The organism is Mesorhizobium sp. M0152, from assembly GCF_040322415.1.
GTDB lineage: Bacteria > Pseudomonadota > Alphaproteobacteria > Rhizobiales > Rhizobiaceae > Mesorhizobium.
The window spans coordinates 1-12,747 of record NZ_JAMYTH010000042.1; the positions used below are offsets into that span (position 1 = coordinate 1).

A 12,747-nucleotide genomic window follows, 5' to 3' on the forward strand; every position below is an offset into this window, starting at 1 on the left:
CGCCTCCCATGGCAATGCACCCACTTGATGGGTGGGGGCCTGCATCAGCACGCGAGCGCCTGAATTGCCGATCTCGCTCAGCTGCTTAGCTTTCCCAGGGAGCTTCTCTGGCCGACCCAATGCCTTCTGCGGCCCGCTGTGCTGCGCAGCGGCGTCCCCAATGGCACGAGCCTCCATGCCGACTGCGTCTTCCGGACGAGCAGCAAGGGCAATTTCGCGCCCGAGTGCGGCGTACGGCGGGAACTTCCGGAGATGAGCTAGTGCACTGATCCACCGGTTACCACTGGAGTCCAAATAGCGCCTGGCATCTTCATCCAGCGACCCCTCGTAAAGCCGAGCCGCAATCCCCGGCCTGTTGTTTTCATGCAGGTATTGACTGAAACGTCTAAGAGTAGCCGCATAGTCCTGAGTGGTTTTGGGATTCGGCCCGGTCGCAGGCTCTGACTCGTACTTTTTGATGAGAGCCGCTTTGTAATCTCTGATGAGCTCGGCGTCGACAGGGTGGGGATTCAGGGCAGCGCGGCCCACCATTGGCGCTCCGCCCGCCGACTCTTTGAGACGACCCAGTGCTCTAGCCACGTTCGAGGAGCCACTCTCGCGCTGGTACTCCTTGAGATCCTGATCCAGCAACGGATCGTCAAGCCGAGCAGCAAATCCCGGCTTGTTATTATCAAAGAGCCAACGACCAAAGCCGAGAAGAGAATTTACATGGTCCGTGACCGTGCGCTCCCCGACCTTACCGGCATAGAGTGCTGACCGCAGCCCTTCGACAACGGTCGCATCGTTGGAATAAAGAGGACGCTTGTCGCGACCGGAGACCACTACTGGAGGATCTGGCTGCACCGCCGCCGGCATAGAACGAGCATGGTCACGCAACTCGAACGGTGCGGGGGGATTCAGATCAACCACTGACGAATCCGGCGCATGATGATGGCGTGTTTCCCCGGGAACAACGTCCCGTACGAACACCGAGTCTGGGTTGCCTTGGTCCGGCGCGACTGGAGCCAGGGCTCTGTCGTGCAACGCTCGCGCTGACTGGCCGAGCCGCTTGATCCGCTGGTGAAACGTCCCAACGGGGCTTTCCTTAACCGCGTCTCGCGCCTGTCGGTCCATGAGTTCAAAGTTCGTGAGATAATTTGCCGTTCCAGATGTATCGTCACCCATGAGTCGGGTTTGTAGTGCCTGCCGATTGACGACGAGGTTGTTGAGGTTCAGGTCTGGCAGGTCTGGCTGCCATCTTTGCAATCGCCCAACCAGCGCCCGCGTGCCGTCCACCACGTAGACTCCGCAATCCCACTCGTTGCTCTGCTGGGCGATGCGGGGTAAGTCCACGCGGGTCTCCAGGCTGGCGCCCAGCCTTTCTGCGAGGTGTTTTGCAAGCTTGTCATGCCATCCGCTGACGGAGTCATAATGATAGGCAACCGGCCGTTCCCGGTCGCTGCGATCAACGAACAGCAGCGACCAATGTTTGCCGCGCTCCGCAAGAGTCTTACCGCCATCGCTCACTGGCACGAACAGGAAGTCGGCTGTGTCGTTACCGTTCTGATTATGGACGATGCGCTGGAATGCGCTTAGCTTGTCGCTCTCGGAGCCCAAGCGCAGATGATAATTGGCTACGAGGGGATCCACGAACCGCGTCCGGGCGGCGAGTTCTGGATTGTTCCCCTGCAACTCCTGCTCCAGGAGCTGGTAATCCCTGTGGATATGTTCGTCGCCTAGCAATTGCAATGCGCCGAGCACCCGCCCGCTGGGGTCGCCGAAAACACCAAAAAACCCTTCGACCGCGGGGGACATCCCCTCAGGAAAGAGCTCTGGCGAGGCGGAATTCCCCGCCCGCAAGCTGGGCGGAGCGAATTCCGGTGGCCTCAGTGGCACCTCCTCGCTTGGTAGCAGGTTGCTCCTGTCCTGTGCAGCGATCCGCTCGTCCGGCGCGCGCTGGTCGCCGTCGCGCCAGATCAGGGGACGAAAGGACTCTGCGGGATCCGAGGCTTGGTGATGGTGCCCAGTTGGTACGAAAGACGATGGCAGAACAGCGGCGTCTTCATTAGCTTCCCCAGGGAGCTTCTCTGGCCGACCCAATGCCTTCTGCGGCCCGCTGTGCTGCGCAGCGGCGTCCCCAATGGCACGAGCCTCCATGCCGACTGCGTCTTCCGGACGAGCAGCAAGGGCAATTTCGCGCCCGAGTGCGGCGGACGGCAGGAACTTCCGGAGTTGAGCTAGTGCAATGATCCTCCGGTCACCACTGGAGTCCTTATAGCGCTTGGCATCTTCATCCAGCGACTCCTCGTGAAGCCGAGCCGCAATCCCCGGCTTGTTGTTTTCAACCAGGTATTCACTGAAACGTCTAAGAGTAGCTCCATAGTCGTGAATGGTTTGGCGATTCGGCCCGGTCGCAGGCGCTCCCTTGTACTCTTTGATGAGAGCCGCTTTGTACTCTTTGATGAGCACGGCGTCGGCAGGGTCGGGATTCAGGACAGCGCGGCCCACCATTGGCACTCCGCCCGCCGACTCTCTGAGACGACGCAGTGCCACAGCCACAGTCGAGGAGCCACCACTGCTCTCGTACTCCTTGAGATCTTCATCCAGCGACTCCTCGTGAAGCCGAGCAGCAAATCCCGGCTTGTTATTTTTAAAGAGCCAACGACCAAAGCCGTAAAGAGAATTTACATGGCGCTTGACCGTTTCCTCCTTGGCCTTACCCGCGTAGAGTGACCTCAGCCCTTCGACAACGGTCGCATCGTTGGAATAAAGAGGACGCTTGCAGCCGCGACCGTCGGAGACCACTATTGGAGGATCTGGCTGCACCGCCGCCGGCACGGCGGAACGAGCATGGTCACGCAACTCGAACGGTGCGGAAGGATTCAGATCACCCACTGACGAATCCGGCGCATGATGATGGCGCGCCGTTGAGTGACCCGGCTGCAGCACCGAGGCACCTAGCATCGACCCACTGCCTCCGGCGTACGGCGCCGCGGCGTGTTCTTGTCCGCTCCCTTGCATCATGGGCTGCGCTTCCCATGGGGCCGCGCCTTCGATGAGGCTCAGGTCTCCCTGAGACGGATGAGGATGGAACGGGTCTGGCAGAGCCGGAACGCCGGGGGCGGGAATTTGGGCAGCGGCTTGGCGCGCCTCGCCCGAGCGCTGCTCAAAGCCCTCTTGCCCGGCCTGTGCCGCTTGCTCTTGAGATGCCGGGGGCTGCACCTGCCGCCAACCTGTTACATTGGATAGGTCAAATTTGTGCCGGTTCACGCTAGCCTCACGTCCACAGATCAGCTGAGCAACCTACTCGGGCATACTTACGAGAAGCTGACGAGGTCCGCGGTCCCGGAGCGGGTAGGCCTAATTTTCTGCGCGCCGATTGCGCTGGCGCGACGTAGCCCGGCCTTTTGCCAGCTCGGCAGCTACGGCTCGCAAAGAGCGTCGTAAGGCTTGCGGAGCCGCCCCTCAGCTCCCGTCGAGGAGCAATCCACAATTCACATATTTGGAGATGGCTCGCTGGTTTACCGGTCTGCGAGCCCTGCAAGCCCATGCTTCAGATGCCGCCCGTGCAGAGGTATTTCATTTCGAGGTAGTCCTCGAGGCAATGGCGGGAACCCTCCCGCCCGATGCCGGACTGCTTCACTCGGCCGAAAGGCGCGGCTTCCGACGACATGCGTCCCGTGTTCATACCACTATGCCATATTCCAAGGCCTCGGCGACACGCCAAACACGCTTCCGTTTGAGGCACAAATGTGGGGGAAGGCCGTAGATCGTGTCGTTGGCCTCATGCACGACCTATCCGCATCGTCGAAGCAATCACAGGCGCCAGCCGCCCGAATGTCTCTTTCTTGCGCGATGGTCATCTCGCTGGAGACAGGACCGATAGTTCGACGTGCCATTCGCGCGATGCGTTTGCCCCCGCATCGAATTCTGCGGCCTTTCGCGACGGCATGGGATTCGAATTTGGCCAGAGCCTGCCTGTCGATCAGCGCACCGATCGCCACTCCGGAGCAAAGCCCTCGCCAACGATAAGTGGCGGACTTTCTCCACGAACTCTCGACAAACACCTTCGTGAACGCCTGACTGGACGGGGGTAGCCATGCCGAACAGGTCGCATAACCAGGCCATCGTTCGGCGACTGCAGCCGCGAAGCGTCTCGAACACATCGGCTCGATGCGGTTGCGTCCAGAATGCATCAGCGAGCGGCGGGAGTCTTCGCTATATTCGCCCCCGACATCCCGAAGTCCACCAGCTTGCCTGCCAAAAAGGGGTGTTGCATGAATAAACCCGCTTTCGTCGCCGTCAGCCGCGTGCCCAGGAAGGACGACAGTCTCCATAGCAAGAATGCGAGATGATCATCGTATTCAGCGGCAGCGTGCCGGCGAAATTGGGTTTTCGGCAAGCCAAATAGCGCGATGCAGAAGGATGGTGAGGATTTCGCGTCCGCCACTGCGATGCATAGAGCCACCCTTCGCAACCGACCAGCGCAACAAAGCTCGTTATGCGGCGCGTAGGTTCGTAGACGCTTATCCAGTATCGAGATAACAAGGCCGCTGCGCAGGAACGAACTCTGAGAGCGCACCCTGCGAGAGGTTGCGCTTGCTGACGCGGCTGTGGAAGAAGCAGGGGCTCGCGCCGAAGCGCATGATCACCGACTAGCTTCGCTCGTATGGAGCGGCAAAGCGACAGATGATGCCGGACGTCGAGCACCGGTCGCACAAGGGGTTGAACAACAGAGCGGAGAATTCCCATGTGCCGCCGCGAAAACGGGAGCGGATGATGCAGGGGTCCGATCGCCGGGAGGCCTGCAACGCTTCGTCTCGACCTTGTCAGCCCTCCGCAACCTCTTCGTCCCCCGCCCCAAACGTTCTGCTCTCGCCATACATGTTCATCGCTTGCAAGCCATCGCCGAATGGAAGGCCGTGACTGGAACGCCCGCAACGATGGATTGCTAACGGCGAACTCATGCTGGTCGGCAAGGCGATACTGGCTGGAGCATCAACTCGGCCGACGAGAGTGGCCACACCATCCTAGACAGGATCGGCCGATATGCCCGGCATCGCCGCTCTGCAAAAAGCACAGCGGGCATCCAGATGTTGCCGGGTTGACTATGGGTGTCCGAACCGCGAAAAGAGGCCGCTCTTTATGAGTGGCGTGCGCTGGCAGTCTAACCCCAAGCCCCCCGCCCGGGCTGCCGGCGCGCTTCTAGGAACATCGAGGTAGATGACGAGACTCCGAACTACATTTCCAAAGCTATCGGTGGATTCACATTTCAAGCCCAATCGATTTCCTACAGCCAGGCGCGAACGTTCGATTGGAACGTTCAGAATTCACATCAAGGTGCACCGCTGTTGCGTCCCGAACAGGTGCGGCTGCTCAATGACGAGTACGAAATCGTTCTCATCAAGGTCTGCCACCATTAAAATTGAGGAAGGTGCGATATTTTTCGGATCGCATTCTGAAACGCATCTTTGAAAGCCAGACAGGCGCCCTCCCGGAGCCGGCGCCCTTGACGGGAGCAGAGGAGGCGCTCTCCGCAGAATCTCAACTCGATGACCCGCAGTGTGAATTGGCGCAGGACTTTGACGATACAGTTTGATGTGAGGCTAGTATGAACCCGCGAAATAGTAATCCATCCCGTGTAACAGCTTTGTCGCAGGTGCAGGACGCCGGCTTGGAAGACGGGCAAGCGGTCCAGGCCCGGCGAGTGGGCTTTGAGCAGCACGTGTCCGAGGCGCTCCGGCCGCTGTTCGATGGTCGAGCTGACGAGCCGCCTACCGGTCCAGAGGAGCTTCTGCGACTGGAACAAGGGTTTCGCGAGGTGCTTCAGCGAGGGCAGGATCATCAAGCCGCCTCGTCTTTTTTCAGCGATCCAAGGATGCCCGCTGGACGGGATGAACCCAAGGGAAGCGTGTCGGACGCTTTCGCAGCAGCCGGCTCTAGGCACGCCGGAGTCGAGGCCGCCGCCCCGCCAGTGTTAGCTGCCAGCCAACAGCAGATCCGGCCCTCGCCAGTTGCGTTTGACCGGCCGGCATCATCCTCGGCTGCTGCAGGCGTGCGCTTGTATGCCCCTTCGATGATCTCTCGGAAGACCAGTTCCGAAAACTGCGATCAGTTGCCCGCCTTGTGCTGCCGCCTCGCCGTCGAGGTCGAAACGCCCGCGAATCAATGGAAGGTCAGCGGGCCATGGGGGCAGAGTGCGACGGCGTCTACACCGCCTATTTGAGGGGAGAGGTACACTTGGCTTTCCTGTTCCAGCAGCATCCGGCCGCACACCGACGCGATGGGGAGCTAGAATTCAAATCGGACCTTCGCAAGGCACGCACCGCGGATCAAACGCCGTTCGTTTGGGAAAAATGGCTCAGTACCGACAAAGCTTCTGTAATGGCCCTAGTGGCCTCGGTCGCGCTCTTGGTCGCGATACAGTGGCAAGACCCCCAGATCAACGAGGCGGTCCTAAGCGAACTGCGGACGATTCAGATCAACTACGCATTGCTCCAGCGAGACGTCGCCCGCGCCGACATGGTATTGGACTTCCGTTCCGTTGCTTCTACCGGGCAAGCATTAAAAAGGAACCTTCAAAACTACCAACGCCTTGTTGAGATTTCGCCCAATGAGAGCTCCGGGGTGCACTCCAGGTTGGTTGCACAGCTCAAAAATTCCCTCGAAAACACAGAAGCTGCCATCTCGGTCTCGGCCGCGCAAAATGAGCTTCTGCAAAGCTCTCTCGTACGCTTTGCTCGCTCGGCTAATCGCCTTCGGGGGGGAGTGTCGAACAGGCCTGAATTTTCCAATCTGATCCTTCAATTTTCGGCCAGACCGGGATTCAGCCTCGCATTACAAATCGATCAGTCTCTCGGCCGACTTCCTCCTAGCCAGGACCAAGTCACGGAGGATGTTGCCCGCGAGGGCCGCGCTATACTGTCCTCAATGTTGAAGTTGGACCGCGCTGTCAATCGGATCCCATCCTTCGACACGTTCGCCAAGGCCGCCGAATTGGAGCGAGAACATCTGAAAGCCTACAGCTTCGCGAGCGCGCAAGCGCAGCGTACACGACTTTTCTTTGGCTTGGTGTCCATATGCCTCTGCTTGTTTGCGACCATTCGAGCCTCCACGCTGCATGTGCGGACGAAGCGATTGGAAAGGCGGTTGGAGCTTGAAGCGGCAATGAGTGAGATCGAAGCTTGCTTCATCGACAGTCAAGCAACGAAGGCTTCGCGGCGCTTCTCCACCGAAGCAGCGCTTAGACTCATTCAATGCGTTTTCGATGCGGATCAATGCGCGCTTGCTCTGGTGGATCCGAGTATCAGCAGGAATACCGAGTACTTTGTCGCGAACAAGCGCATGCGCGTCTGGAACGCCACGCTAATCCATGAAGTCGTCTCACTTGTAGACGCGGAACAGCCAGTGTTTCGCGTCGTTCCGGCGTCGGAAGTGGTTCGGACTGCCGTAGGCACTTCCGGTGTCTGTCAAATTGTTGGTTGCAGGGCCTCCGATCAGCAGGCTGCGGTTTGTATCCTTGTTTTTGAAGGAGATCGCTCACCACCCTCCACAGACGACCTCCCGGTTCTGGCAAGCGCTACTGTGCGTTTAAGCAACCATCTTGAAATGCAACGTGTACACACGGAACGTAACCTTTTTGAGAGTCGATGGGAGCATGCGGAAAGGCTGACGGCTGTCGGCACAATCGCAAGCGGCGTTACACATGAATTCAATAATGTTCTAGGAGCAATAGTCGGCTACGCAGAGATGGCTAAAGGTCTTGTGCGCCGCCCCTCGAGAATTCGGGGCCACATCGGCCAAATTATCCTGGCCAGCAACCGAGCCAAGCTTATTATTGATCAAATTTTGTCACTAAGCCGAAATCGGAAGCGCGTGACGGTGCCTTTCGACGTCGCGGAGATTGTAATGGATCTGGCGCCATTGCTGCGAGTTACACTTCGTGCGGATGTTCAGTTGAACCTCAAGATCAACGAGTGGCAAACGGTGATCGAGGGCAGCCCAACCGAGATACAGCAGATCCTTATGAATCTATGCAAGAACGCGTCGGAGGCTCTCTTGAATGAGGGCCGTGTCGAGGTTAGCGTTTCTCGCGCTCACGTCTGTCAAACGAAGTCCGTGGCTAAGGGCACCTTGAAACCGGGAGATTACGTTCTCCTCTCCATCAGCGACGATGGCCAAGGAATCGCAAGTTCGGTGCTTCCGCATATCTTTGAGCCCTTTTTTACCACGCGCTCTCGCGTCGGCGGGACCGGACTGGGTCTTGCTGCAGTGGACCGCCATGTGAGCGCGCTCGCAGGATGCCTTGACGTCACCTCGGCTGTTGGCCGAGGTACACGCTTCGATCTCTACTTACCGGCCTGCGCTGAGGAGCAGGTCAGAGCTGATAGCGCTTTCGGCCCATACGATGGATCACTTGGCAACGGAGAAATCATTGCAGTCGTGGACCCCGATCCAGCAGCGTTGGAGATCTACAAGGATAAGATCGCCGCGCTGGGTTATAAGCCGGTCGGCTTCGCGACCTTCGAGAGTCTTTGCGACTGGATCGAGAGCGGGAAGGCAGCCGACCTCCTAATTTTCGATGAAGCGACTTTCCTAGGGCGAGGACAGGCCGAAGCCGTATGTCCCACCCTGATGACGGTGCCCATCATCGTCGTTGGTGGAAACGACCCCATGCCGATCACATCTGGTAATCAGACCTTCGTCCTTTGGCTAGCCAAACCGGTCTCGCCCAGGACGATGGAGCATGCAATTCGTACGATGATAGTGGCATGATGCCGCCGACGCGCTCAGGCTACCGAGCTATCGAGGCAATCGGAGGCGGAGCCGGCTGGGATCCAGCAAATACAAGAGCGTCGGACGATCTCTGCGCACCCGGCTCATGGCGAGTTCCCCTCGAACACTGTCGTCGGCTTCCGCCCAACAAAAGGGCTCCCCGACCACGGCAAACCTGCCGCCGTGCTCGTGACCGTCAAGGACAAGTCCCCGCGCGATGGGGTCTGCAGGCCTCCATCCTTGACAGTCACTGCGCGCTCGCGGCGACAGGCGACGGTAATATAAGGTCGGGACGAGGAGATGGTCGCCAATCGGTCAGGCAAGATGGTTGACGAACTGACTCGGGAGCAAAGCTTGACAATCATCGCCCCATTCACGCCAGACTTCTCCTGTGTTCATCATCGGCTACGGCTCCTCGCCCGCGCCGACAAGGCTATCGCCGCCCGGCCAGGCAAGCTATATCCCAGGTTCCGACGTGTTCCTTTCATGCTTGATGGCGCTAGGCTCCGGCAGGGCGACGGCTCCTCGCTTATCGCCTCCGCACATGTCGCCTTCGACGGATGAGAACGTCTCGGCCCCTGCAATCTTACACATCTTGGCTCATTTCCCCACCCACATGATTGCTATGTACGCTTTGCCGGTCGTCACCTCCCACGCTGCAACAGTCGCTACCGAGCGCGCTATCCCTTACCCCGGCCGGACTCGCACCAGCTGGAACGCGCCAGTTTCGGCCTGGCAAAGCTCACCTCGATTGCCGCGCAAACTCGTCACGTGTTGCCATCACCTGGGCCGAGGGGGCTCTGTGGCAAACCTTTTGGTAAGGGGAGCATGGCAAGCTCGGTCTGCGATTTCTCGGAAATGGCCAGTCTGAGCGCGCTGTTTGCTAAGCTTTTTCCGGAAACGTAAGATCATAGGGCGCTCACGATCTTAAGTCCCTTCTGCTCGGCATCGTAAAGATTTTCACCGGATCACCCGCGGGTTCGTCATTCCGCGTTCTGAGACGCGGGAAAAGCCGGCGCACTAGAGCCGAGGCCGCCGATGCAGACATATTTGGTATCGAGGTAATCCTCGATGCCCTGATGTCCGCCTTCCTTGCCGAGGCCGGATTCCTTGACGCCGCCGAACGGTGCCTCCGGCGTGGTGATGAGGCCTTCATTGACGCCGACCATGCCGTATTTCAGTCCTTCCATCACGCGGAAGGCGCGGCCGAGATCACCGGTGTAGAAATAGCAGGCGAGGCCGAATTCGGTGTCGTTGGCGAGTGCTATCGCCTCCTCTTCGGTCTCGAACTTGAACACCGGGGCGATCGGGCCAAAAATCTCTTCCTTCATGAAGCGCATCTTGGGTGTCGCGTTGGCAATGACGGTCGGCTGGAAGAACGAGCCGCCGAGCGCATGGCGTTTGCCGCCGGCGACAACCTTGCCACCCTTGGACGTCGCATCGGCAATCAGCTCTTCGACCTTCTCGACTGCCTTTTCGTCGATCAGCGGTCCCTGCTGCACGCCGTCCTCGAGGCCGGAGCCGACCTTCAGCCCGTTGCTGGCGGCGGCGAGCTTCTCGACGAATTTGTCATAGACGCCAGACTGAACCAGGAAGCGGTTGGTGCAAACGCAGGTCTGACCGGAATTGCGATACTTGGCGGTGATCGCGCCGGCGACGGCACGCTCGAGATCGGCGTCGTCGAAGACGATGAACGGCGCGTTGCCGCCGAGTTCCATCGACACCTTCTTGACGGTGACGGACGACTTCTGAATGAGAAGCTTGCCGACTTCGGTCGAGCCGGTGAAGGTTATCTTCGACACCAGCGGATTTGCGCAGATCTCGTCGCCGATCTCGCCGGCGGCGCCGGTCAGGATGTTGACGACGCCCTTGGGAAAGCCGACTTCCTCGGCAAGCGCCCCCCAGGCAAGGCCGGAATACGGCGTCTGCGAGGCGGGCTTTACGACCGCGGTGCAACCGGCGGCAAGTGCGGGACCGAGCTTGCGGGCCAGCATCGAGGACGGGAAATTCCACGGTGTGATCGCGGCGATGACGCCGACCGGCTCCTTGGTCACCAGAATGCGGCGATCCGCCCAGGGTGATGGCACCACGTCGCCATAGGTGCGGCGACCTTCCTCGGCGAACCACAGGACATAGGACGCGGCCGAGCCGATCTCGCCCTTCGATTCGAACAGCGACTTTCCCTGCTCGATGGTCAGCAGCTCGGCCAGCACGTCCTGGTTGTCCATCATCGCGTCGTGCAACTTGCGCAGCAGCTTCGAGCGCTCGAGCGCGGTCGTCTTGCGCCAGCTCTTGAAAGCTTCTGCGGCGGCTTCGATGGCGCGGCGGGTCTCGGCCTTGCCCGATTTCGGTACGGTGCCGATCTTGAGGCCGGTGGCTGGATTGTTGACGTCGACCGTCTGGCCGCTGTCGGCCTGCACCCACTCGCCGTTGATGAGATTGGCCTGCCGCATGAAATGGCTGGTTTTCTGAAGCATGGTCTGGCCTCCGTTCGGATAAGACACTCAGGATCCTGTATGCTGGCTGCGGCTCGCGCTTGCCCAAGCGCCTTTCGCGCGGCCGGCCCCTCCAGCGATGTCTCGCCGCCTCGCCGGGCGGGTTCATGCCGACTGGTCAGTCCGCGCATGGGCCGCCGCGGTCTCATCAAGAGCCGCGCGAATGCCATCAACCATGTAATCGATCTCTTTAGGGGCGATGACGTAGGGCGGGCAGATTGCCAGCACGTCGCCCATGTTGCGGATCATGACTCCGTGCTCGCGGCACCGCCGCTCGACATCGGTGCCAATTCGCAGCTCCGGCGCAAAGGCGCGACGGGTGGCGCGATCCTCGACGATCTGGATCCCCGCTATAAAACCGCGGCCGCGGACCTCGCCGACCAGTGTATGGTCGTTGAGCGCGTCCGCGAGCGCTGCATGCAGATAATCGCCGAGACGGCGCGCCTGGCTCACGAGATCGATCTCGCGGTAGATCCTGATCGCCTCGGCGGCGACGGCGGCTGTCACCGGATGGCCGGAATAGGTGAAACCGTGGCCGAACACGCCGACCTTGTGGGCCTCATCGGCGACGCACTGGTAGACCTTGTCGGAGATAATGACGCCGCCAATGGGCAGATGACCGGATGAAAGCCCCTTGGCGACCGACAGCATGTCCGGTTCCATGCCAAAAGTCTGGCTACCGAACCAGTTTCCGGTGCGTCCGAAGCCGCAGACCACTTCGTCGGACAGCATGAGGATGTCGTATTTGCGCAGCACCGCCTGAACCTTTGGAAAATAACCCTCCGGCGGTACCAGCACGCCGCCGGCGCCCATGATCGGCTCGGCGATCATCGCGGCGATGGTCTCTGGCCCCTCACAAAGGATCAGCGCCTCAAGTTCCCGGGCCAGGCGCGTGGCGTAGTCATGCTCCGCCTCGCCCGGCAGACCATCGAGATAATGGAACGGTCGCGCCGCGAATATGACGGGAAGCGGCGGCAGGTTGAAGGACTTGTGCATGTGCGGCAGGCCACTCAGCGCCGCGCCCATGATTGTACTGCCGTGGAAGGCGCCAAACCTACTGATGATCTTGCGTTTCTCCGGACGCCCCCGCGCCGCCTGGTAATACCAGGCGAGCTTGATCATCGTATCATTGGCTTCCGAACCGGAGCCGACCAGAAAGACGCGCGCGTGGTCGAACGGCGCCAACGCGGTAAGCTGCTCGACGAGTTCGACGGTGGGCTCGTTCGAGCGGTGGTTGAAGGTGTGGTAGACGGCGAGCTTGCGCATCTGGCGGTCAGCAGCGACAGCCAGCCGGCTGTCGCTGAAGCCAAGCGAGGCGCACCAGAGTCCGCCCATGCCCTCGATGTAGCGGTTGCCCGCGTCATCCGTGACGGTCGCGCCTTCGCCGGCCACGATCGTCAACGGACCATGATCCTCATGCAGGCGTGGATCGGTTTGGGAATGAAAGTGCCTGGCCATGTCCAGCACGCGCGATTCGTTGTTCATCAAAATTCTCCTT

The 12,747-nt window shown here is 60.1% G+C and carries 4 protein-coding genes and 3 pseudogenes; 3 read left to right on the forward strand and 4 right to left on the reverse strand.

Annotated features, from left to right (window positions below):
- On the reverse strand, positions 1 to 2,874 hold a 2,874-nt coding region (locus NKJ26_RS28180), incomplete at its 3' end, for a Ulp1 family isopeptidase (protein WP_352698659.1).
- Between the two features lie 658 nt (positions 2,875 to 3,532).
- A pseudogene (locus NKJ26_RS33655) lies at positions 3,533 to 4,068 on the reverse strand (aldehyde dehydrogenase family protein); the annotation flags it as partial.
- Between the two features lie 507 nt (positions 4,069 to 4,575).
- On the opposite strand from NKJ26_RS33655, the pseudogene NKJ26_RS28190 reads away from it, so the two are divergent.
- From NKJ26_RS28190 to NKJ26_RS28200, 3 genes and pseudogenes are all read left to right on the forward strand, one after another.
- A pseudogene (locus tag NKJ26_RS28190) lies at positions 4,576 to 4,934 on the forward strand (DDE-type integrase/transposase/recombinase); the annotation flags it as partial.
- A gap of 267 nt (positions 4,935 to 5,201) precedes the next feature.
- Positions 5,202 to 5,578 (forward strand): annotated as a pseudogene (locus tag NKJ26_RS28195) (type IV secretory system conjugative DNA transfer family protein); the annotation flags it as partial.
- A 641-nt stretch (positions 5,579 to 6,219) separates the two neighbouring features.
- Complete coding sequence (locus tag NKJ26_RS28200; RefSeq protein ID WP_352698661.1) at positions 6,220 to 8,754, forward strand: two-component system VirA-like sensor kinase; 2,535 nt, start codon at positions 6,220 to 6,222, stop codon at positions 8,752 to 8,754.
- A 983-nt stretch (positions 8,755 to 9,737) separates the two neighbouring features.
- Here the strand turns inward: NKJ26_RS28200 and NKJ26_RS28205 are convergent.
- Entirely contained in the window at positions 9,738 to 11,231 is a 1,494-nt protein-coding gene (locus NKJ26_RS28205) for an NAD-dependent succinate-semialdehyde dehydrogenase (protein WP_352698663.1), read from the reverse strand.
- 123 nt (positions 11,232 to 11,354) lie between these two features.
- Entirely contained in the window at positions 11,355 to 12,734 is a 1,380-nt protein-coding gene (locus tag NKJ26_RS28210; RefSeq protein ID WP_352698665.1) for an aminotransferase, read from the reverse strand.
- Positions 12,735 to 12,747 lie beyond the last annotated feature (13 nt).

Excerpts from the sequence above, each read along its gene's own strand:
- NKJ26_RS28205 (WP_352698663.1), bottom strand. The coding sequence starts at position 11,231 with ATGCTTCAGAAAACCAGCCATTTCATGCGGCAGGCCAATCTCATCAAC.
- NKJ26_RS28210 (WP_352698665.1), bottom strand. The coding sequence starts at position 12,734 with ATGAACAACGAATCGCGCGTGCTGGACATGGCCAGGCACTTTCATTCC.